This window comes from Aliiruegeria lutimaris (genome assembly GCF_900099935.1).
Lineage (GTDB): Bacteria > Pseudomonadota > Alphaproteobacteria > Rhodobacterales > Rhodobacteraceae > Tropicimonas > Tropicimonas lutimaris.
The window spans coordinates 58,369-80,537 of sequence record NZ_FNEK01000015.1 but is presented as its reverse complement, the minus strand read 5'-3'; the positions used below and the strand labels follow the sequence as shown (position 1 = coordinate 80,537).

Sequence of the window (22,169 nt, the reverse complement as noted above, 5' to 3'; positions counted from 1 at the left end):
ATCGAAATGGACGCGTCACAGCCTCGAATGGATGTTTTCACCAGCTTTCGATCTGAGAAAGAACATCGGGAATCCGTACGTCCAACACATCCATCCCGGCAGCGATCGCGGCCTGGAGACCTTGCTCGGAATCCTCCAGTACCAGGCATTCGCCGGGGGCAACGGCGAGCCGTTCCGCGGCGAGAAGAAATATCGCGGGGTCAGGCTTCGGGCGCAGCGCTTCGACCACGGTAACCACCACTTCGAAAAGCGGATCAAGTCCGGCCCCCCGAAGGATTGAACGGACGACATCGGTTTCCGCGTTCGACCCGACCGCGATCGGAACCTTGCCCTTGAGCCGTCGTGCCAGGGCTGCGACCGGCGGATTTTCCACCGCTGTCTGTTCGGCGCGCTCCACCGTGATCCTCCGGCTGTCGGCGACGATGCGGGCGCAATCCAGTACGGCGTCGTGTTGCGCCGCGAATTCGGCGATCAGGTCGTTCCTGTCGAGTCCCTTGCGCGCATCGTACCAGGCACGGTCCATATATGCCCCTTGTCGGGCCAATGCGGCATTGAAAGCGTCGAAGTGCAGGTTCGCCGTAAGCGCCAGGGTTCCATCGCAATCGAATATCACGGCCTTCGTATCAAGCGCGGTCATGTCTGTCGTCCCTTCCGAGCGCAACACAAAGGGCTGCGATGTCGAACGGCTTGGCGAGGGTCACGAGCGCCGAACCATATTGCCCATTGAACGGCGTTTTCGCCGGGAGCCGCCCCGAGACGATCGCAACTGAGCGGGCCGCACCGGATGACAACGCCGCGGATGCGATACGCCACCCGCCCGGATTGCCGCCAAGCGACAGGTCCGAAACGACGAGGTCGAAGACTTGTTCCTCAAGCCGGGCGAGCGCGCCCGCGGTCGTGGTCTCCTCGACAAGCTCGTTGGCGTGATCGTTCAGAATGGCCCGGGCCGCCGAGAGGTCTTCGGGGTCGTCTTCGACCAGAAGCACGCGGTTCCAGCGTGTCGCCGGCGACGCTGAAGCTTCGGCCCGAGGAAGGGTCATGCGCACCGTCGTGCCCGCGCCCGGTGTGGAGAGGATCTGGACCTCGCCACCTGACTGGCTGATGAAGCCATAGACCATGGCAAACCCGAGGCCGGTGCCGGTTCCATCTGCGCGCGCGGTATAGAATGGCTCCATCGCGTGTTCGACGGTCTCGGCACTCATTCCACATCCGGTATCGGCAACCTCGATCACCGCGCGATTGCCTTCGGCAGCAACCGAAATCGTGATCTCCCCGGAACCGTCTATGGCCTGGGCGGCATTGAGGCAAAGGTTGAGCAAGGCGCTTTCGAGCTGCCCCGGGTCGACGCGTACCTCGATCGGCTCGGGTGCCTCCCGGGTTTCGAGACGGATTTCGTCGCGAAGGGCCATCGCCACGAGGTCGGCCATGCCGTCCACCAAGGCGTTGAGTTCGACCACCTCGGGCATGAGCTTCTGTCGCCGGGCGAAAGCCAGAAGGCGTTGGACCAGCGACGTGCCGATCTCGGCGGCGATTGCAATCGAGCCGACCAGCTCGCGCTGGACATCGGGCGAGGCCGTTTCCATCAGGTGCAGGCTGCCGTTGATGGTCGACAGGATATTGCCGAAATCATGCGCCACCTCACCCGTCACCTTGCCCAGGGCCTCGATCCGGCGGATCTGTTGCATCCTGTCGTCGATCTGGCGTTGCTCGGTGATATCGGCAATCAGCACCACGGCACCGCCCCCCGGCAAGGGACTCTCACGGCGCAGCGCATAATGGCCATCGGCTGTTGCGAGCATTTGACTCCCGGTCGGGCCCGGGGAGTCTTTCCAGCCGCCCCGGGAGACCAACTCGTCCAAGCCGACGCGCTTGCCCGCATGTGCGGGATCGATCCGCAGCACCTCCGCAAGGCGGTCGTTGCGGGCGATGATCGCGCCGGTATCCGACAGGATCGCGACGCCATCGGTGATGCTGCTCATCATCTTCTCGAAAAGCGCATTGCGTTCGGCGAGGCGACGGTTGGACCGGTCCAGACGGATCGCGTTGGCACGAAAGGTTCGAAATGCGTGGAACAGCTTGCCGATCTCGTCGCCGGCGCCTTCACCGCGGGGAAGCCGCAGGGAGCGGTCGCCGGCGGCAAGACGCATCATCGCATCCGAGACGGCGCGCAGGTTGCCGGTCACGTAACCCGACACATAGAGCGCCGCGGTCAGCGCGAGGGCCGCGGAGGCGAGAACGACAACAAGGATCGTGCTCTTTCGCAGCGCGATTGCGCTGATGGTTTCGGCCCTCTCGGCGGCGATTGCGGCCTGCGCATCCGCTGTTACCGCTTCGGCATGGGCGATCACGGCCGCAGCGCCAAGCCGGACCTGCACCAGCGCACCCTGCGCGCCGATCTGGTTCATCAGTTCCAACCGACGCAATTCGAACAGACCGTCGCGTCCCTCCGCAAATGAAACCAGTTCGGAAAGATCGCCTTGACTTTCCCGCAAGCCGTCCTTGTTCGCGACGCGCCGCAAACGGTGGTAGGCGCGCTGGAATTCGCCAACGCCAATCAGGTTTTCGGCCCGACCTGCGCCAAGAAGGGCGTCGGCGACCCTTTGGAGCGTGAACCAGTCCTGTCTTTCCGCGAGCGGGGTGTCCGTGCTGGCAGCCAGATGGGCGTAACGCCGCTCTGCCTTGGCCAGGGCCGCATTGGTGCGCAGGGTCTGATCGCGGTAGCCGGCCCGGGCCTGCATATGCGCAACCATCTCGATCGTGCCGGCGCGCATATCGTCCAGCGTGACGGTGAGTTCATCGCCCTCGGCCAGCCCGGCCGCGATCTCGTCGATCACGCCGACCGTCACCTCGCCCTCCTGGGCGATGCGAAAGGGGCTGTCGAGCAGCAGCATGTACGGCGCGTTCGTCGCGATGCTTGCGGCCTGTCGCGAGAGAGTCATTGCCGCGTCGACGGCAGCGAGCGTATCGCCATGCAACCTGTCGACCCGGGCCGTCGTTCGCTCGAGCGCGGCCCATGCGATTGCTCCAACAAGAAACGTGGCAAGGGTAAGGGCGGCAAGCGCGAAAAGCAGGCGCGCCCTGACCGATATCCGCTTCATCGCGTGGACCCGATCACGAAGAAATAGCCCTGGCCGCGCCGCGTTTGCAGATGGACAGGCTTGGAAGGTACCGGCTCTATCTTGCGTCGCAGCCGCAGGATCAACACGTCGATGGTACGGTCGCCGTAATGGTTCAGATCGGCCCCGAGCTCGGCCATGAGTTCAGGGCGCGGGATCACCCGGCCCTGGTTCAGCACAAGGTATTCCAGAAGCCGGTACTCGGCATTGGTCAGCGCAATCTCGGCGCCATTGGCGTCCACAAGGTCGCGCCGGTCGAGATCCAGCCGGAGCCCACCGAATGCAATCAGACGCGCGGCGTCGCGGTCGGCAGCGACCATGTCAGGATGGCCCGCGCGCCTCAGGACTGCCCGGATACGGGCAATCAGTTCACGCGGGTTGAACGGCTTCATCATGTAGTCGTCAGCGCCGGTTTCGAGCCCTTCGATCCGGTCGGTGTCATCGCCACGACCGGTGAGCATGACAATAGGAAGTCCGTGACGCCGACGCAAGGAGATGGCGAGTTCGAGCCCGTTCTCCTCTGCGAGTCTCAGATCGATCAGCGCGAGGTCCACCCCGGGTTCCGGCCCGCGCGCGTGAAATGCGGCGCCGTCGGCAAGTGGAACCGCCTCGAATCCGCTTTCGGACAGCAGCGCGGCGACGGTGCGCCGAAGGTTGGCGTCATCATCTATCACGGCGACCACGGGTCGTTTGCCCTGGGGATCCTCCATAGTTGTCACGCGCCTCCCATGCGCTCGACGATACTGTCGTCAACATGCGCCGAGGTTGGGGGGATCGTCATCCCCTTGGTCCCGGTTTGTAACATTGTTCATCAAAAAGCTGCTAGAATTCGCGATGATTGCGCTCACATCGCTCGCTTGGTGTCCGGCTTGATGCCAGACTTGTCCCCGATCGCGCGGTGGAGGACTGCGCGGCAAGTCTGGGAGGATTCCATGAAAAAGACACTCACACTCGGCGCTGTGGTACTGACCGCCGGCCTCGGCGCCTCGGCAGCCATGGCCCAATCGCTCAATGTGGTCTGCTCGAACGAACAGGCCTGGTGCGATCTGATGGCCCAGAATTTCGAGATCGAAACCGGTATCGACGTTGCCATCGTGCGCAAGTCGACCGGCGAAACGCTGGCGCAGATCCGCGCCGAAGCCGGCAACCCGAAGGTCGATGTCTGGTGGGGCGGTACGGGCGATCCCCACTTGATTGCGGCTTCCGAAGACCTGACCGTGCCCTCGGGCGTCGATGTGTCCGGCCAGCTCGGCTGGTCGCAGAGCATGACCGAGATGTCGGGCGGCAAGGCCGTCGGCGTTCATGTCGGCCTGCTCGGCATGATCTACAACACCGAGGTACTGGCCGAAAAAGGCCTCGAGCCGCCCGCCTGCTGGCGCGACCTTGCCAAGCCCGAATACGAAGGCGAGATCCAGGTGGCGAACCCGAAATCGTCGGGCACCGCCTATACCGAGCTTGCCACGCTTGTTCAGCTGTTTGGCGAAGACGAGGGCTTCAAGCTTCTCGCCGAGATCGGCAAGAACGTGAACCAGTATACCAAGTCGGGCTCGGCCCCGGGCAAGGCCACCGCGCGCGGTGAAAACACCATCGGCATCGGTTTCATGCATGACATGGTGAACCTCAAGAAACAGGGCTTCCCGGTGGAAATCGTCGCGCCCTGCGAAGGCACCGGATACGAGGTCGGGGCCGTGTCGATCATCAACGGCACGCCCAACATGGACTCCGCCAAGAAGTGGGTCGAATACGTGATTTCGGCCCCCGCACAATCGGCCGGGCTTGAAGTCGGCGTGTACAACATCCCGTCGAACCCCGATGCCTCGACCGATCCGGACGCCCCCGACATGGCGGCCGTGAAACTCATCGACTACGACTTTGCCACATATGGCGCGTCTGACACCCGCGCGCGCCTGCTCGACCGCTGGGAAGCGGAAGTGAAAGGCGCCGGCGGCGTCGTCGAAGAGTGATCTTCCAACAAGCATGAAATGACCGGCCCCGCCATGCGCGGGGCTGGCTCCATTGGGGGAGCGGTGGCATGAAACGCGTTGCGGTGTTCTGGCTGGTGGTAGGCGTGATTGGCTGGGCCCTGCTGCCCTGGTACCTGACGCAAAACGGGTTCTGGCGGTTCGGATGGCTCACCGACATGTCGGGAACGAACGCGTCGGCGCTCGGCGCGGCCTTGCACGACAAACCTTGGCTCTGGCTACCCGTTCTCGGCTTCGTTGGAGCGGCGCTCTCGCTGGGGCTCGCACGCACCCAGCTTGCAATGGCGCGCGGGCTCTTCGCCTCCGGCACCGCCGGTCTCGCGCTGCTGATGGGGCAAGCGCTCCTCATCGGCACACGCTTCGGACTCTGGGAAGCAGACAACCCGGGCATCGGGGCCGGCGCCTTCGTGACGGCGTCAGCCCTCCTGTTCATCGCCACGACCGGAGTTTCCGGGCTCGGCAAGGGACGGGGCGACGCTTTCGTCACCGGCCTCGTTGGTGCGATCGTCGCGCTGGTGGCGATCTTCGTGTTCTTCCCGCTCACCTTCATCCTCGTGCGGGCCTTCGAGCTGAAGGGCGGCGCGGGCCTCGGTTTCAGCGAATTCCTGCCGCGGTTTTTCTCTTCGACCATCTGGGGCATCGGCTGCATCACCGGCGGCGGCAGTTGCGGACCGGCCGTCAACTCGTTCCTGCTCGGTCTTTCGACCGCCGCGGGCACCACTTTCATGGGCCTGATGTTCGCACTGATCTTCACCCGGACCGACTTCAGGGCGAAGAAACTCCTGCGTGTCCTCACCGTACTGCCGATCATCACCCCGCCCTTTGTCATCGGCCTCGCGCTGATCCTTCTGTTCGGCCGCGCCGGCACCATTACCGAGTTCTTCTCCTGGGCCTTCGGTTGGGAAAAGACCCGCTGGCTCTACGGGTTTCACGGCGTCTGGCTGGCCCAGATGCTTTCCTTCACGCCCATCGCCTTCCTCGTGCTGATCGGCGTGGTGGAAGGGGTCAGCCCGTCGATGGAGGAAGCCAGCCAGACGCTCGACGCCAACCGCTGGCAGACCTTCCGATACATCTCATTCCCGCTGATGCGCCCCGGTCTCGCAAATGCCTTCCTGCTCGGTTTCATCGAGTCGATTGCCGATTTCGGCAACCCGCTGGTGCTGGGGGGCAATTTCAACGTGCTCTCGACGGAGATCTATTTCGCCATTGTCGGCACGATCGCCGACCCGGCGCAGGCCGCGATCCTGTCCATCACGCTGCTGACCTTCACCCTTTCGGCCTTCCTCGCGCAGCGCTTCTGGGTGGGCAAGAAGAATTACGCCACTGTCACCGGCAAGGGCGATTCCGGCCGTCATGCTGCGCTGAACCCGGTGTTGAGATGGACCGCCTATCTCGTGGCGCTGCCATGGGCGTTCTTCACCATGGTGCTCTACGCGCTGATCCTGTTCGGCTCCTTCGTGAAGCTCTGGGGATATGATCACACCTTTACGTTCGAGCACTACCTGCGCGGCTTCAAGATCGTGGTGCGTAACGGGGTCCATTTCACCGGGGCGGCGTGGGACAGCTATTTCACGACCCTGACGATCTCGGCCATCGCGGCCCCGCTCACGGCAGCGGTGGGACTGGCCACGGCATACCTGCTCGTGCGTCAGAAATTCACCGGCAAGAACGCCTTCGAGTTCTCGACCATGCTCTCCTTCGCCATCCCCGGCACCGTGATCGGCGTGGCTTATATCATGGCGTTCAACTTCCCGCCGATCGAGCTTACTGGCACTGGCCTCATCCTCATCATCGTGTTCATCTTCCGCAACATGCCGGTTGGCGTGCGCGGCGGCATCGCCGCGATGAGCCAACTGGACAAGTCGCTCGACGAGGCCTCGATCATGCTCGGCGCGAACTCCGCGACAACGCTGCGCCGGGTGATCCTGCCGCTGATGGGCCCTGCCATCCTCGCCGCGCTGACCTACAGTTTCGTGCGTGCGATCACATCCGTCTCGGCGGTGATCTTCCTCGTCTCCGCCCGTCACAACATGGCCACGAGCTTCATCGTCGGTCGGGTGGAAAACGGCGAGTACGGCATCGCCATCGCCTATGCCTCGGTGCTGATCGTCACGATGCTCACCGTCATCATCGCCATGCAACTCGTGATCGGCCGACGCACCCTGCGCCGCGCCGACCGCGTCGAAGCCCACTAGGAGAGCCCCATGACCAAGGGATCCGTCCGTTTTGAAGGCGTCACGAAGCATTTCGACGACGTCGTCGCCCTGAAGCCGCTCGACCTCGATATCGCTCCCGGTACGCTGGTCACGCTGCTAGGGCCCTCAGGCTGCGGCAAGACGACCACGCTGAGGCTCGTCGCCGGGCTGGAGTCGCCCACGTCGGGACGCATTTTCATCGGCGATGAAGATGTAACCCACCTGTCAGCGACCTATCGCAAGGTGTCGATGGTGTTTCAGTCCTACGCGCTGTTTCCGCATATGACGGTTGCGGAAAATGTCGGCTACGGCCTGACGGTCAAGCGCGTGTCCAAGAGCGAGCTGCGCCCGCGGGTCGAGGAAGGGTTGGCGATGGTCGGGCTTGAAGGCTTCGGCGACCGTTTGCCATCGGAGCTGTCGGGCGGGCAGCAACAACGGGTGGCCGTGGCGCGTGCGATCGTTCTAGAACCCGAGGTGTTGCTGCTCGACGAGCCGCTCTCCAACCTGGATGCCAAGCTGCGCCGGCACGTGCGCGAAGAGATCCGCGAAATCCAGCAGCGGCTGAACCTCACCGCGATCTACGTCACCCACGACCAGGAAGAGGCCATGGCCGTCTCCGACCGCATTATCGTGATGAAGAACGCCGAAATCGCCCAGGAAGGCGCCCCGGCCGACCTCTACGAGCGCCCGAACTCGGCCTTCATCGCCGACTTCATCGGGGATGCGAACCTGCTTCCGGTCGAGGTGGCCCGTTCCGGCGAGACAGTGGATATCGTGTTCGACGGCCGCCGCCTGACGCTGCCCACCGCTTTTTCGACCACCGGCCAGGCCAACCTCGTTCTGCGCCCACACCAGTTGCGCCTGAGCCACGAAGCGTCCGCTGACTCGCTGCCCGCCGAGGTGAGTTACGCGGCCTATCTTGGCAACCAGGTTCAATACACGCTCGATACCGCATTGGGAGAAATCTTTGCAGTCACGGTGCCCGACGCCACCCCATTCCGAAAAGGTGACACGGTGCATGTGGGTTTCGACCCGGTGGCGGCCCGCATCGTCTCGATCTGAAGGGCACAGACCGGCGCTCGACTTGTTCCATGTCGGGCGGCGCGTCCGTGCGCTCCGCAGCGAAGGTTGGGCAGCCCCCTCTTCGCCGATTTGCTCCGGCATAACGCTACTGCCTGCTTTTCGCTCGCACTTCGCTCGGTGTGCTTCCGGTCCAGCGCCGCACTGCCCGCGTAAGGGTTTCCTGATTTGCGTAGCCAAGCTCCCTTGCCAGGTCCTTCAGCACTGGCCGGTCCGGTGCCTGCAACCGGCGAAGTGCCGTGTTGGCGCGCGTTCGCTCGACGATTTCAGAAAAGTTGACGCCTTCGGCATGCAGGCACCGCCGAAAGGTCCGTTCGCTCATTCCGGCGATCGCGGCAACGGATTCGACAGTCGGTTTCGTTCGCGGCAGCATGCTCGACAAAAGGGCGGCAACGTCGTCTGCAAGAGTGTCTCCCTCTGTCAGGGGCCGGGCCGGAAAACGGGATTTCTCGGAGGCGTACTTGCGCACCTCATCGGGCATGGCCATGTCCGCCACGGCCTTGTCGACTGAAATATCGAGCAAGCGGTCGTCGCGTCCGCTGACACGCTCACCGAGCCACGAGCGCAGATGCGACACGCCCATTCGCGGAAGCGGAACAAGGCCGATCTGCGCGACGCTGGGGGCGGTCCCCGTGGCGGAACTGCAGATCATATCCACCAGGCCGGCCACGTATTGCTGAACGAAATGCAGGGTTTCGTCGTCGCCGAGATTCACCGTCCAGCCGTCGGTGACGGTCAGTCCCGGCCCGTCGGTGCGGACCCTGAAGACCTCGTGCGTGCTATGGGCAGACATCTGGCGCGACAACCTGCGAAACCCCGCGCGGACGGTTGGTCCCTGAAGGGCCGCGGCACCGATGAAACCAATTTCGAACCCGCCCCGCTTCCTGGCAATCCGGTAGGGCGCATCCGGCCCCTCGACACGCGCCATGTCCACCAGCAAACGAACCGGTCCACTTAGCGGGATTGGCAGAAGCGGATCGTCGAGGCAAACCCAGCCGATGCCAGCACGTTCCAGGAACGGTCCGGGGTCCCGGCCCCGTTCGACCAGCCACCTGACCATTGGCATGAGCGACGCGGCCCGTATCAGGGGAATGTTCCGAGACATGCTGCCTCCTCTTCGGCGGAGCACATAATTTGGCCGGTAAAATCAAATCCGACAGCCAAAAATGATTCATGTCAAGTTCCCGGATTGGCAACCTGCCACACTGGCGCCGCGAACACGGCCCGGAAAGTGGGACTTGGACCTCGTTTGGCCGGGGAAGGTGTTTCCAGTTTGGAGCAAACCGAGATGACACAGAGACTTGCTGTTCTGGCCCTGATTTTGGGCCTTGGCGTGGCGATGCAATCTCCGCCGCCAAGCCATGCCGAGACTTCCGGCTCGCCCGCCTCAACGATAACGCTCGACGGCAAGCAGTTGCCGCCGCCGCCCATGGCCTTTGGCGGCAAGATCGAGGAACAAGCGAACAAGTCCACGCCATGGTGGCCACCGCGCATCGTGCCGCCGGAAGATGCGCCGAACGTGCTGCTGATCATTACCGATGACGCGGGCTTCGGCGTGCCCAGCACCTTTGGCGGCGTCATCCCGACGGAAACGATGGATGCGCTTGCAAAAGAGGGCCTGAGCTACACCAACATCCATTCCACGGCGCTCTGCTCGCCCACCCGTGCCGCGCTGATTACAGGACGCAACCACCATTCCGTGGGCTTCGGCGTGATTTCGGAGCAATCGACGGCCTATCCGGGCTACAATTCCATCATTACCAGGGACAAGGCGACCATTGGCCGGATCCTGCTGGAGAACGGCTACAGCACGTCCTGGTTCGGAAAGGACCACAACGTGCCCGCCTTCCAGGCCAGTGTGGCCGGCCCCTTCGAGCAATGGCCGAACGGACTCGGCTTCGAGTATTTCTATGGTTTCGTCGGCGGCGATGCCAACCAATGGCAGCCGAACCTGTTCCGTAACACGACGCAGATCTATCCGTTCGCCGGCAATCCGGAGTGGAACCTGGTCACGGGCATGGCCGACGAGGCCATCGACTGGATCACCGACCTGCACCAGGTCGATTCCTCCAAGCCGTTCTTCGTCAAATATGCCCCCGGCGCCACCCATGCGCCGCACCACCCGACCAAGGAGTGGGTCGAGAAGATCGAGAGCATGAAGCTCTTCGACGATGGTTACGAGGCATTGCGCCAGACGATTTTCGAGAACCAGAAGAAACTGGGTCTCGTCCCCGAGGACACGAAACTTGCCGCCTGGCCCGCTGACAAGCTCAAGCCCTGGGACCAACTCAGCGACGACGAGAAGAAGCTCTTCATCCGTCAGGTCGAGGTCTTCGCGGCCTATGCCGCTTATAACGATCACGAGATAGGTCGGGTCGTGCAGGCGATCGACGACATCGGCGAGCTCGACAATACGCTGATCATCTACATTAACGGCGACAACGGCACCAGCGCCGAGGGCGGGCCGATGGGAACGCCCAACGAAGTGGCATGGTTCAATGGTATCGCCGAGATGCCGGCCGAGACCCAGATGCAATGGTATGACGTCTGGGGCACCGAGGAGACCTACAACCACATGTCCGCCGGCTGGTCCTGGGCCTTCGACACGCCGTTCGACTACTTCAAGCAGAACGCCAACCGCCTCGGCGGCATCCGCCAGAACATGGTGGTCTCCTGGCCGAATGGCATCTCCGACAAGGGGGGACGGCGCGACCAGTTCATGCATGTCATCGACGTCGTGCCGACGATCCTGGAGGTGGCCGGGATTGAACAACCCGAGACTGTCGACGGCATCCAGCAGTCGCCCATCGAAGGCACCAGCTTCGCCTATACCTTCGACAAGGCCAATGCCGAGGTGCCCTCGCGCCACAAGACGCAGTATTTCGAGATGATGGGCCAGTGGGCGCTTTATCACGACGGCTGGCTGCTGAGCACCGAGGTCAACCGGATGCCGTGGGAAACCCCCGGTACGCCCAACCCCGACCCGCTCAACAAACAGGTCCTGCAGCTCTACGACCTGAGCAAGGACAAGAACCAGTCGACGGATATCGCCAAGGATCACCCCGACAAGGTGAAGGAGTTGAAAGCCTTGTTCATCGAGGAGGCGAAGAAGTACCAGGTCTTTCCGATGGATGCCTCCGTGACCACGCGGCTCGCCAAACCGCGCCCGAGCATCACCGCAGGGCGGAACGAGTTCGTGTACACCAAACCCATGACGGGGGTGCCGCAGGGCGACTCGCCCAGCCTCCTCAACAGCTCCTACACGATCACCGCCGAGATCGAGGTGCCCGAGGGCGGAGCCGAGGGAATGATCCTGACCTCCGGCGGCCGGTTTGCCGGCTATGGTTTCTACCTGCTCGAAAGCAAGCCGGTCTTCACCTGGAACATGGTGAACCTGAAGCGGATCAAATGGGAAGGAAAGGAAGCGCTGGCCCCCGGCAAGCATACGGTCGAGTTCGATTTCAGATATGACGGGCTCGGCGCGGCAACCCTCGCCTTTGGTAGCCCGAGCGGGTTGGGCCAAAGCGGCACGGGCACGCTGAAGGTGGATGGCAAGGAGGTCGCCAGCCAGAAGATGGACCACACCATCCCGACGATCCTGCAATGGGACGAAGCGTTTGATGTGGGCTCGGACACTCTGACGGGCGTCGACGATAACGATTACAAACCGCCCTTCCCGCTGACAGCAAAGCTGGACAAACTGACGATCAAGATCGACCGGCCGGAGCTGAGCGAGGCGGACAAGAAGAAGCTCGAAGACGCCGTGCAAAAAGCGAGCGACTGAGATCGTCTTGTGAGAGAGCATCAGGCGACGGGCCGGTCCTGATCTTTTCCTCGGCAGAATACTGTTTGCGGGCCTGGCGCTCGATGCGTCTGACCAGCTTGTCAGCGGCGTCCTTCGATGCTCCGGATGTTCTGTTCATCTTCGCTCCACAATGGTTTCGATGAACCAGAAATCCTCCATTTCTCAACCGCCTAAATCTGTGCGGTAGGTGCTGACGTCAGACAACCCGAGTCGAGATCCGGTTCATTCCTGATCGGGCTGACCTTCTTCAATCAACCCTTCAAGGTGCTTCATGCTTCGCCGCAGTGCCCGTTCGACCTGTTCCCGAGACTCCGGGAAACGGCTTGAAGGGATAGGAATGGAAATCGAGTGCAGATCGCCGGACCAGTCGGGAAAGGCAATGCCGATAGCGCTGATCCCCGGCGTGTGCTCGTCGAGATCATAGGCCAAGCCGGTTTCCCGCACATCTCGGAGGCATTCCAACAAGGCGTCCATGTCGCCCTCCATGCCGGTTCTTTTCCATTCCGCACGTGCGAGATCGCATGCCTGCTGTTCCGGCAAAAGCGCCAGGCAAGCGCGCCCGTTCGCCGTTGTCGTCAGGGGAAAGGCGTCGCCAACCGCGGAGACCGTGCGCAAGCGATGCGTTCCGGGGACCTGATCGAGGAAAATCATCGCCGGTCCGCGGAGAACGGAGAGGTCTGCCGTCTCGCCTGTTGCCTGTGACAGTTCCGTCAGGAAGAGCCGGCAGCTTTCGACAATGCTGTGATGCGCCGCCGAGGCGAGGGTGCTCAGTTCCGGTCCCAGCCTGAAACGACCACCGTTCGGGCCGGCGATGACAAGGCGCTCGGTTTGCAGAGCACCGACGATCCGCTGCACCGTGGAACGTGGAAGTCCCACTGCCTCGGCAATCTGCCCGAGGCTCATCCCCGACCGGTTCTGTTTCAATGTCCGCAGGATCAGCGCAGCCCGCCGCTACCGTGGACGACTTTCTCACCGCCGTTCTCATTCTGCTCTTCGCGCTGACCATCGGCGGGATCTATACCGGCGTTTTCAGCCCGACCGAGGCGGCCTCCGTCGGTGCCTTCGGCGCGATCGTCCTCGGTTTACTGAAACGGTCCCTGTCGATCGCGCGCCTCGTCTCCGCGATCCAGGCGAGCGTTCTCGTTTCCTGCGCGCTGTTCATGATCATCGTCGGCGCCACGCTGTTCTCGAATTTCATCGTGCAGACGCGCCTTCCGGATAACCTGCTGGCCATGGCGCAGGGCGCAGAGCTATCGGCCTGGGTCGTGATGTCGATCATCGTGGTGATTTACATCGTGCTTGGCTGTTTTCTCGAAGGGCTGGGCATGGTGCTGATCACGGTGCCGGTCTTCCTGCCGATCGTGGCCGGCTACGGCTTCGATCCGATCTGGTTCGGGGTTCTGGTCGCCCTTCTCGTGGAACTCGGGCTGATCACGCCGCCCGTCGGTATGAACCTCTTCATCATCCGCGCCCAGTTGCCGGAAGTCAGGATGTGGACGCTCTACAGCGCCATCCTGCCTTTCCTGATCGCCCCGGTCATCCTGATCATCGTGCTCTTCGCCGTCCCGTCGCTGGCGCTGTGGCTACCCTCCGTCCTGTATTGAGGCCGAAATGTCCGTACTGATCCTTGATTCCAAGCCTGAATACTATGCCACCCGCCTGAAGGAGGCGGTTCCCGGGCTCGACTTCCACGCGGCCCTCACTGAGGCGGAGGCCATCTCGCTCGCGGCGGACGCAACCGTGCTCGTCGGGCTCGCCCCCTATCTCAGCCCGGCGCTGATCGCGGCAACGCCACGCCTGGAATGGATCCAGGCGCTGACGACCGGGGTCGACAACCTGAAGGGGCTCGACGGCATCGCGCTCACGAATTGCCACGGCATCCACGGCCCCCAAGATGTCGGAACTCGCGGTTCTGCTCATGCTCGCGGCGCTCCGGCGCTTCCCGGCAATGCAGGAGAACCAGAAAGCGCACCGCTGGGAGCGTTGGCCGCAGCCGATCCTCGCCGGGCGCACGGTCTGTATCGTCGGGCTCGGTGCCATCGCCGAGCATCTGGCGGGCGTGCTCGCAGCCTTCGGATGCCGCCTGACAGGCGTCTCCGGAGGGCGCAGCGAAGCGCCCGGTTTCGATCAGGTCTATCCCCGCGACAGTCTGGAGGCGGCGGCTGCCGAGGCCGATTTCCTGGTGTTGCTGACGCCGTATTCGCCCTCGACGCATCACATCGTCGATTCCTCGGTGATCGCGGCGATGAAGCCCACGGCGGTTCTGGTCAACATCGCCCGCGGCGGGTGCCTCGACGAGGCGGCGCTCGCAGATGCGCTGCGGGAGAACCGGATCGCGGGAGCGGCGCTCGACGTTTTCGCCAATTCGCCGCTCGCCCCCGATGACCCGGTCTGGGACCTGCCGAACCTGATCGTCACCCCGCATATCGGCGGTTTCGCGGACGTCTATCACGAACAGGCATTGCCCATCGTTGCGGCGAACATGGTCGACTACGCGGAAGGCGGCGTCAAGGCACTCAAGGAAAGGCTGGACCGATGAGCAATTCACCGATCTCGAACGCGGAGATGGAGCGGCGATGGAGCGTGACCCGCGGGGTGATGGAAGCGCTCGGGATCGACGCGCTGATCTACCAGGCACGCGAGGACTGGATCGTCGGCTATGTCCGCTGGCTGACCGACGTGCCCGCCAATAACGGCTACCCGCGCACCGTGACCTTCTTTCCGGACCGACCGATGGTCGTGGTGGAGATGGGCGCCTTCGGCACCGACCGCGCTACCGACCCGGCTTACCCCGCCACGCGAGGCGTCGGTCGGGTGCTCGGCACGCCGTCCTTCCATTCCATCGGCTACACCGTGGACTACGACAGCGAACTCGTCATCGCCGCGCTGCGGGACAGCGGCGCGCGCCGGGTCGGAACGCTCTGCCCGCAAGCGCTGCCGCATGGGTTGATGCGTGCGCTGGAGGCCGGGTTCGACATGGTCGACGCCACAGACGCGCTTGACATTGCAAAGGCGCCGAAGAGTGCGGAGGAGATCGCGCTCATCCGAGAGATCGCGCTTCTTCAGGACAAGGTCTTTGCCGAGGTTTGCGATTTCATCCGTCCCGGCATCACCGACCGCGACGTTGCCGCGCATGCCGAGGCGGTGGGGCGCCGGCTCGGCTCGGACCAGGGTATCTATCTCGGCCTTTCGGCGCCGATGGGTACCCCCTCCCGCTTCCTCAACCGCCCGTTCCAGACTCGCGAGATCGCTACCGGCGACCACATGTCCCTGCTGATCGAGATCAACGGCCCCGGTGGTCTCTACCTCGAAATCGCGCGTACCATGGTGCTGGGTAAGGCTGACGCTCATCTTCTGAAGGCCTTCGAGAACGTGAAGGCGGCGCAGGAACACACTCTGTCGCTGATGAAACCCGGCGCCGAACCGGCCGCCATCGCCGCCGCGCACGATGCCTGGATGGAAGCGCATGGCCTGCCGCTGGAGACCCGGCTCTACGCGCATGGTCAGGGCTGCGAGATGGTCGAGCGCCCGCTGATCCGCCGCGACGAGACGATGCCGCTCGCCGAGGACATGTGCCTTGCCGTGCATCCCGGCTACGACGACGGTCGCGTCTTTGCCGTGATCTGCGACAACTACCTGATCACCGGCGATGGGGTCAGCGATTGCCTTCACAAGACAGAGAAGAAGGTTTTCGAACTCTGAGGCGGTTTGGCCTCGGAAGCCACTTCATTATCAGGGATGACACACAGCAATGAAATCATTACAGAAAAAACTTTTGTCAAAGGTGACGACAGCGGCGCTGGTCGTCGCAGCGGCAGGGACGGCGCAGGCTGCAGGCGGCATGAAGCTCGGCTCACCGGCTTTCAGCGACCACGACATGCTGCCCGCGAAATACGCCGCCAAGGGTGGCCCCCGGAATTGCGACGGCGAAGGTGTCTCGCCGCCGCTGGAATGGTCCAATACGCCCGAGGGAACCAATTCCTACGCCATCATCGTCCACGATTCCGCCGGCGCACATGGCCTTTGGGTAACCCACTGGTTAGACTGCGAAATTCCGGGAACCTCCAGTAGCTTCCGGGAAGGCGAGGTCAGCGGCGCGCCGGCCGGCGGCAACTATGTCGACGGGACCAACCGTATCGGAAAGCCCGTCTGGTTCGGACCGTGCCCGGACGTTGGCAACAGGCCGCAACATTACGTCTTCACCCTGATCGCGACAGACCTAGAACCGGACGCACTGGAGTCCGGCCTCGACAAGGCCGGTCTGCTTGCGGCGCTCGAAGGTCACGCACTCGGTGCCACCAGCCTCGTCGGGCGCTATGCGCGCTGAGGGCCAGTGACTGCCACCAACGACACATCCGCCACCGCCGCAGCCAAGGAAAGCAAGATGCCGGACCTCACTCCCAAGATCGCTCTCGAAGAACATTTCATGCATCCCGATTTCGTCGACTACTGGGCGACAACGGCGCCGAATATCAGCCCGAACCTCTTTGGCAAGGCCCGCGCGGCGTTGGAGGATTTCGGCGAGGCGCGGCTGGGCGCGATGGACAGCATCGGGGTCGAAAAGTCGATCCTGTCGCTGGCCGGCCCCGGTGTTCAGGCCGAGAAACGTACCGAAACCGCCGTCCGTCTGGCCCGGGAGGTGAATGACTTCCTCGCGGCGGAGATGGCGAAACGCCCCGACCGCTATGGCGGCTTCGCACACCTTGCCATGCAGGACCCTGCCAGCGCCGCGGACGAGCTCGAGCGCTGCGTTACCCAGCTTGGCATGCAGGGTGCGATGATCAACGGCCAGACCGGCGGCACCTATCTCGACGACGACCGTTACGCGCCCTTCTGGGAACAGGTGTCGGCGCTGCAGGTCCCGGTCTACATCCACCCCAACAACCCGCCCGAACAGGTCCATATGTATCACCAGCACCCGGAACTCTGGGGACCGGTCTGGTCATGGACTGTTGAGACGGCAACCCACGCCCTCAGGCTGGTCTTCGCCGGCACTTTCGACCGTTACCCCGGCGCAAAGCTGATCTTCGGGCATCTGGGCGAGACCCTGCCATACCTGATGTGGCGGCTCGACAGCCGGTGGGAGATTTCCAACCGGGGCGCGATGCGGCTTGCGCGGAAACCGTCGGACTATTTCCGGGAAAATATCTGGGTCACCACGTCCGGAATGTGTTCGGATGCAACGTTGCGATGTGCGTTGGACATGCTGGGGTCGGACCGGGTGATGTTCTCGGTGGACTACCCGTTTGAACGCGCGGCCGAGGCCGGTGAGTGGATCGAGGCCGCGCCGCTTCAGGACACGGAGCGCGCCCAGGTCTGCCGGGGCAATGCCGTGGCGCTGATGAACCTGTGATCCATCCAATGTCCGGGCGGGACACTGGGCTCGCCCATCTTGCCCGAGTTCTGGTGCCCGCGACAGGAGCGCAGGATGGACGCCCGCGCACTACCAGCTGCCGCTGGCACCGCCACCGGATGAGCTGCCACCGCCGAAGGACGAGCGGCTGGAACCGGAGGAAGAACTCTCTGAAATCTTCGGAATCGTGCGGGTTTCGCTGTCGGAATAACTGCAGTTCTTGCAGTCATAGTCGATGCGCTTGCGACCGGTGCTGGTCTTGGTTGCGGCGCTCAGTACATGCGACGTGGTCTCGAGCGTCCGGTAGCCACATTCAGGGCAGGTCGAGTAAGTTGTGAACCACCCCTGGTAGCGTTCGATCGTCATGTGCCCGCAACCCGGGCAATGCCAAACATCGTAGTCCACCGACTTGAGGAATTCCTCCAACCTCTGGCCGCCGTCGAGATGCTCGTCGTCGGCTTCTTCGCCGGCACGGAGCATCATGGTGCCGCAATGACCGCAGGCACGGGGACGGTTGCGAAGGTAGCGGCGGAACCAGACCAGCGCCGCGCCGAGCGGCACCGCAACAATGCCAAGGAACCATCCGCCCAAGTTCTGAAGCGACCGCCAGATAACGGACCATCCGCGTTCAAGCGTGGAATGCTCATAGCCGCCGGGATACACACCGGCGACTTCACGGATGGTGGCATCCACGCCGGCTTCGATCCCCTCCTGGTATGCGTCACGGCGAAAGGCTGGCAGAAACACCTTGTCGATCACGCGTTGCATGTCTTCATCGCGCGAAGCGGCATATCCGGCGCCGATCTCGATGCGCATCTGCCGATCATAGCGCGCAACGAGGATCAGAACGCCATTGTTCTGGTCCGCATTCCCGATGCCCCAGGTGTTGAACAGCCTTGTGGAAAAGCTCTCGATGGTGCCGTCGTAGCCGTAGTCCTTCATCGACCCGATGGTCAAAACGGTCATTTCTATACCGGTCTGGTCATAGAGTTCGATGAGGTCGAGCCGGATGCGCTCCTCGGCGGCCTCCTCAAGGAGACCGGCGTAGTCGTTGATATAGACGTCACGATAACCGGGAATCGGCGTACCGTTGTTGCCACGCTCGTCGACCTGGCTGCCCGCCTCGAAGGTTACCGGTCCTTCGGGCGGCGCGCTCGATACAGGCCTTTCGCCGCCGCTCATCAGCCCGGCGACGTAGCCCATTACTAGGAAAAGCGCCACCAAGACCGCGACGATCTTCGCGGCAATCCCATAATCTTGTCTGGTCACCGTGTTGCCTCCGGATGCATCACACTCCAGAGTGCACGCCCTCGCCCCATTCGAGTCAAGGGCCGCCAGCGGGTTTCGAAAACCTGTCCGAACCCGATGCGCCAGAGGTCACCCCCGGTGTTCTCCACCCGAGTTGTTCCGCGAGGTTCGTTCAGTTGCCGCGGCGGTGCCGGCTAATTCGATCCGGTCAGCAGGCCGCGGTCACGATGATCTCCACCTTGAGATCGGAACGGGCCAACCTTGCCTCGCAGCAGGCGCGTGCCGGGGCGTAGCCCGCAGGCACCCACGCGTCCCAGACCGAATTCATTTCGTCGAAATCTGCCATGTCGGCGAGCCAGATCACCGCCTGGAGCATACGCTCCGGCGAGGATCCGGCCGTCTCCAGCAGCCCTTCCACGCGCGAAAGGCAATCCCGCGTCTGCTCGGCAACCGTTTCTCCGTCGCCGACCTGACCGCACAGGTAGGCAACCCCGTTGTGCTTCACGATCTTGCTCATGCGGGTGCCGGTTTCGATCCGTTCAATCATCTCGTTTTCCTGTTCCTATTCCGCTGCGCCCTGTACCGGCGTTTCTATTGCCGCCAGTTCGCCAAGTGTCACCGGCTTCAAAGGCGGGCGGATCCGGAAATATCCTGTCTCGTCCGGCGTCTGCCCATGGGCCTCCGACAGTATGGCCGTGACGGTCAGCCCGCAATAGCGGCCCTGGCATGGGCCCATTCCCGGCCGGCCGAAGGCCTTGGTCTGGTTGGGGCCAAGGCAGCCCATTTCCGCGTAGCGCCTGACATCGCCCGCCGTGACTTCCTCGCACCGGCAGATGATCGTTGCGTCCTCGGGCAAGAGCGCCTCGGCCGCCGGCGGATAGGCCGTGTCGAGGAACGGACGGATTGCCATGTCCCGCGCCTTTCGGCTGAAGAGCGGTGCGGCCAGCCTGTCCCGCTCCGCCTCGGAAAGCCGTTTGGCCTGCGTGGCGATCTGCAGGGCGGCCAGCCTTCCCGCGACCTCGGCAACCTCGGCGCCACCGATCCCGGCGCCATCTCCGGCAATGTAGACGCCCTCCAGTTCGGTCGCGCCCCATTGGTCGAGCACAGGTGAGAATGCGGCTTGTGTCGCGTTCCAGCGGTGGGCAACTCCGATCGATCGGGCGGCCTGCGTGTTGGGCACGACACCGTGATGCAGCAGAACCGTTTCACATTCGAGACGCTGGTTGCGCCCCCTGCTCCGGAAGCTCACGGCCTCTGCGCGGCCATCGCCCTCGATGGCGATGTTCGTTGCGCCTGTGTAGCGGGGTACCCGTGCCCGGGCGATCTCCGCCATAAGCTTCAGCCCCTTTGCAAGGTACTGCCAGCCGCGCAGCGCGCCGCCGGCATGACGGGCAGCGCGGCGGAGGTCCGCACGCGACTGCGTCTCGACGAGCGCAAGGGGCGGCGTGCCCGCCCGCACCATCTGGGCGGCGATCAGATAAAGCAGCGGGCCGGAGCCGGCGATGACGGCGCGGCGTGCGATCACGCCGGACTGCTTGAGCAGGATCTGCGCCGCCCCGGCGGTCATGACCCCGGGCAGGGTCCAGCCCGGAACCGGCATCGGCCGTTCGAGTGCGCCTGTCGCGAGGAGGATCCTGTCGGCCGCAACCTGCGAGGCGGGCCCTGCTTTCGTGTAGGAAATCCGGAATCCGTCCTCGATGGCCCAAACCACCGCCCCGGTAACATGTTCGACCGCGCTCTCGCGGAGTGCCCGGGTCAGGGCCGTGCCGTGCTTGAAGTCTGGACCAAGGATATCGCCCCGCTTCCCGGCTGCGCGGTCGACATCCCGGTAGATCTGCCCGCCCGGCCGGGACTGTTCATCCAGAAGCGTCACGCTCAGGCCCTTTTCCGCGGCGGTCGCGGCCGCCACCATGCCGGCGGGGCCTGCGCCGATGACGACGAGATCACTCCGGTTCATGCTTGCCCCCTGTCTCATGCGGCTTGGAAACCCGCAGTCCTTCGACAACCTCCATCATGCAGGCCTGGCGCACGACGCCGTCGATTTCGACGAGACAGTCGAAACAGGCGCCCATCATGCAGAAAGGGGCGCGGGGCGCGGCGGAGACGGGCGTGTGGCGAAACACCCCAACACCCGCGGCGAGGAGTGCGGCGGCAAGATTCGCCCCGTCGGGCAATTCCAGCGGCGCGCCGTCGAACCAGACCGCGACAAGCGGGCTGTCCTCCAGTTCAAGAAACGGTGAATCGGTCTTCACTGAACACCTCCAGATCCGGGGCGGCATCGGTCCGCTCAAGCCAGTCCGGCAGGTAGCGGGCATGGGCGGCGGCGAGCGTGATGCCGCTATGACAGGTGACGAGATAGCAGCCGGGCATGTCCGGGCTCTCGTGGTAGATCGGCAACCCGTCGGGCGAGAGCACCCGGAGCGCCGCCCAGCTGCGTACAAGCTGCGCCTTGCCGAGCGCCGGGTAGGCCGCGATCGCCTGTGCGGCGAGACCGGATAGGCCCGGTTGGGTCACATCGTCATTGAAGCCGACTTCTTCGTTGGTGGCGCCGATCTGGATGCCGCCTTCGTCCACCTGGCGCGCGATCAGGGACGGGCGGTTGATCATCTTCGGCAGTTTCTCGGTGATGAGCACCTGTCCGCGTTGCGGGCGCACCCGCGCCTTGAAGCCGAGCGTCGGGCCAAGTTTGGCAGCGCCGAGACCGGCGGAGAGGATGACTTTTCTCGCTTCGACAATCGTGCCGTCACTGCATCGCACGCGGAAGCCGTCCGGCTTGCACACCTCGGTGACGGTCTTGCCGTTGAGGGCCTGCCCGCCCATGCGGCGCACGTCGTCGGCAAGCGCCATCAGCAGCTTGAGCGGGTTCGCGTGCCCGTCCTGGTAGTGCAGGATCGCACCGACGACCTTCGGGCCGATATGCGGCTCCTCCTTCCGAAGGGCGTTGTGACCGAGAACCTCGTACGGGTAGTCGCCGTCAAGTTGCCCCTTGAGCACCTCGTATTTCTCGACGGTGGCCTGCAGGGTCTCCTCGGAGAAATGCAGGTCGTAGCCGCCCTTCTGCTCCAGCGGCACGTCGCGGCCCGTATTGTGGCCCAGTTCCGCGGCAAACTCGGCCCAGATTGCGGCGGATTCCTGCGACCAGCGCGCGTAACGCGGCTGGTTCATGCCCTTGGACTGCACCCAGACCAGGCCGAAATTCCCCCGGCTGGCGCGGAATGACCCGTCATCGCCATCGAGCACGATGACGCGATGGCCGCGTTTCAGAAGCCCCCAGGCCACGGACAGGCCGACGACTCCCCCTCCGATGATCGCATAGTCTGCTTCCATCGTTTTGTCCTTGGACGAGATGTGGTGGGAAATGGGGCGACGACAGGCGTCGCCCCGATTGTC

Annotated in this window: 19 protein-coding genes; 9 read left to right on the top strand and 10 right to left on the bottom strand. The window is 63.7% G+C overall.

The genetic code is table 11. From position 1 onward, the window contains the following. Positions 1 to 37: 37 nt before the first annotated feature. From BLR85_RS09270 to BLR85_RS09260, 3 genes are read right to left on the bottom strand one after another with little or no spacing between them, the layout of a single operon-like run. A complete protein-coding gene (locus BLR85_RS09270; protein WP_093154258.1) occupies positions 38 to 637 on the bottom strand; it encodes an HAD family hydrolase in 600 nt (199 codons plus the stop codon). Then, complete coding sequence (locus tag BLR85_RS09265; protein WP_093154255.1) at positions 624 to 3,098, bottom strand: ATP-binding protein; 2,475 nt, start codon at positions 3,096 to 3,098, stop codon at positions 624 to 626. The genes BLR85_RS09270 and BLR85_RS09265 overlap by 14 nt, the downstream gene beginning before the upstream one ends. Beyond that, the gene (locus BLR85_RS09260; protein WP_093154252.1) at positions 3,095 to 3,826 is read right to left on the bottom strand and encodes a response regulator transcription factor; all 732 of its coding nucleotides are present in this window, start codon (positions 3,824 to 3,826) and stop codon (positions 3,095 to 3,097) included. Before BLR85_RS09260 ends, BLR85_RS09265 begins: the two co-directional genes overlap by 4 nt. A 222-nt stretch (positions 3,827 to 4,048) precedes the next feature. On the opposite strand from BLR85_RS09260, the gene BLR85_RS09255 reads away from it, so the two are divergent. The 3 genes from BLR85_RS09255 (at position 4,049) to BLR85_RS09245 (ending at position 8,355) form a co-directional block, all read left to right on the top strand. Beyond that, positions 4,049 to 5,080 carry an ABC transporter substrate-binding protein gene (locus BLR85_RS09255; protein WP_093154249.1) on the top strand — a complete coding sequence of 344 codons (1,032 nt, stop codon included), beginning with the start codon at positions 4,049 to 4,051 and terminating at the stop codon, positions 5,078 to 5,080. A 68-nt stretch (positions 5,081 to 5,148) separates the two neighbouring features. Next, positions 5,149 to 7,293, top strand: coding sequence for an ABC transporter permease (locus BLR85_RS09250; protein ID WP_093154246.1), 2,145 nt, complete (start codon positions 5,149 to 5,151; stop codon positions 7,291 to 7,293). Between the two features lie 9 nt (positions 7,294 to 7,302). After that, positions 7,303 to 8,355: an ABC transporter ATP-binding protein gene (locus BLR85_RS09245; RefSeq protein ID WP_093154243.1), complete on the top strand. Its 1,053-nt coding sequence runs from the start codon at positions 7,303 to 7,305 to the stop codon at positions 8,353 to 8,355. Positions 8,356 to 8,461: 106 nt separating this feature from the next. Here the strand turns inward: BLR85_RS09245 and BLR85_RS09240 are convergent, their stop codons facing one another. After that, on the bottom strand, positions 8,462 to 9,478 hold the full coding sequence (locus BLR85_RS09240; RefSeq protein WP_093154240.1) for an AraC family transcriptional regulator: 1,017 nt from the start codon (positions 9,476 to 9,478) through the stop codon (positions 8,462 to 8,464). Positions 9,479 to 9,661: 183 nt separating this feature from the next. Here BLR85_RS09240 and BLR85_RS09235 point away from each other — a divergent pair, with 183 nt between their 5' ends. Further along, positions 9,662 to 12,157 carry an arylsulfatase gene (locus BLR85_RS09235; RefSeq protein ID WP_093154318.1) on the top strand — a complete coding sequence of 832 codons (2,496 nt, stop codon included), beginning with the start codon at positions 9,662 to 9,664 and terminating at the stop codon, positions 12,155 to 12,157. A gap of 243 nt (positions 12,158 to 12,400) precedes the next feature. Here the strand turns inward: BLR85_RS09235 and BLR85_RS09230 are convergent, their stop codons facing one another. Next, positions 12,401 to 13,081, bottom strand: coding sequence for an IclR family transcriptional regulator (locus BLR85_RS09230; protein WP_093154315.1), 681 nt, complete (start codon positions 13,079 to 13,081; stop codon positions 12,401 to 12,403). A 20-nt stretch (positions 13,082 to 13,101) separates the two neighbouring features. Here BLR85_RS09230 and BLR85_RS09225 point away from each other — a divergent pair, with 20 nt between their 5' ends. From BLR85_RS09225 to BLR85_RS09205, 5 genes are all read left to right on the top strand, one after another. Beyond that, the gene (locus tag BLR85_RS09225) at positions 13,102 to 13,782 is read left to right on the top strand and encodes a TRAP transporter large permease subunit (protein WP_093154237.1); all 681 of its coding nucleotides are present in this window, start codon (positions 13,102 to 13,104) and stop codon (positions 13,780 to 13,782) included. A 290-nt stretch (positions 13,783 to 14,072) separates the two neighbouring features. After that, the gene (locus BLR85_RS09220) at positions 14,073 to 14,717 is read left to right on the top strand and encodes an NAD(P)-dependent oxidoreductase (protein ID WP_093154234.1); all 645 of its coding nucleotides are present in this window, start codon (positions 14,073 to 14,075) and stop codon (positions 14,715 to 14,717) included. Next, entirely contained in the window at positions 14,714 to 15,880 is a 1,167-nt protein-coding gene (locus tag BLR85_RS09215; RefSeq protein WP_093154231.1) for a M24 family metallopeptidase, read from the top strand. The genes BLR85_RS09220 and BLR85_RS09215 overlap by 4 nt, the downstream gene beginning before the upstream one ends. A 49-nt stretch (positions 15,881 to 15,929) precedes the next feature. Continuing rightward, positions 15,930 to 16,505, top strand: coding sequence for a YbhB/YbcL family Raf kinase inhibitor-like protein (locus BLR85_RS09210; RefSeq protein WP_093154227.1), 576 nt, complete (start codon positions 15,930 to 15,932; stop codon positions 16,503 to 16,505). Between the two features lie 6 nt (positions 16,506 to 16,511). Further along, positions 16,512 to 17,531 (top strand): amidohydrolase family protein, encoded by a 1,020-nt coding sequence (locus BLR85_RS09205; protein ID WP_212635048.1) that lies wholly within the window; start codon positions 16,512 to 16,514, stop codon positions 17,529 to 17,531. A gap of 90 nt (positions 17,532 to 17,621) precedes the next feature. Here the strand turns inward: BLR85_RS09205 and BLR85_RS09200 are convergent, their stop codons facing one another. The 5 genes from BLR85_RS09200 to BLR85_RS09180 form a co-directional block, all read right to left on the bottom strand. Further along, the gene (locus BLR85_RS09200) at positions 17,622 to 18,800 is read right to left on the bottom strand and encodes a TPM domain-containing protein (RefSeq protein ID WP_093154222.1); all 1,179 of its coding nucleotides are present in this window, start codon (positions 18,798 to 18,800) and stop codon (positions 17,622 to 17,624) included. Between the two features lie 187 nt (positions 18,801 to 18,987). Further along, complete coding sequence (locus tag BLR85_RS09195) at positions 18,988 to 19,326, bottom strand: RidA family protein (protein ID WP_093154217.1); 339 nt, start codon at positions 19,324 to 19,326, stop codon at positions 18,988 to 18,990. 15 nt (positions 19,327 to 19,341) lie between these two features. Next, complete coding sequence (locus BLR85_RS09190) at positions 19,342 to 20,736, bottom strand: FAD/NAD(P)-dependent oxidoreductase (protein ID WP_093154212.1); 1,395 nt, start codon at positions 20,734 to 20,736, stop codon at positions 19,342 to 19,344. Next, complete coding sequence (locus BLR85_RS09185; protein WP_212635047.1) at positions 20,723 to 21,031, bottom strand: (2Fe-2S)-binding protein; 309 nt, start codon at positions 21,029 to 21,031, stop codon at positions 20,723 to 20,725. The genes BLR85_RS09190 and BLR85_RS09185 overlap by 14 nt, the downstream gene beginning before the upstream one ends. Further along, positions 21,006 to 22,106, bottom strand: a complete 1,101-nt coding sequence (locus BLR85_RS09180) for an NAD(P)/FAD-dependent oxidoreductase (protein WP_093154202.1) — start codon at positions 22,104 to 22,106, stop codon at positions 21,006 to 21,008. The genes BLR85_RS09185 and BLR85_RS09180 overlap by 26 nt, the downstream gene beginning before the upstream one ends. Between the last annotated feature and the right edge of the window lie 63 nt (positions 22,107 to 22,169).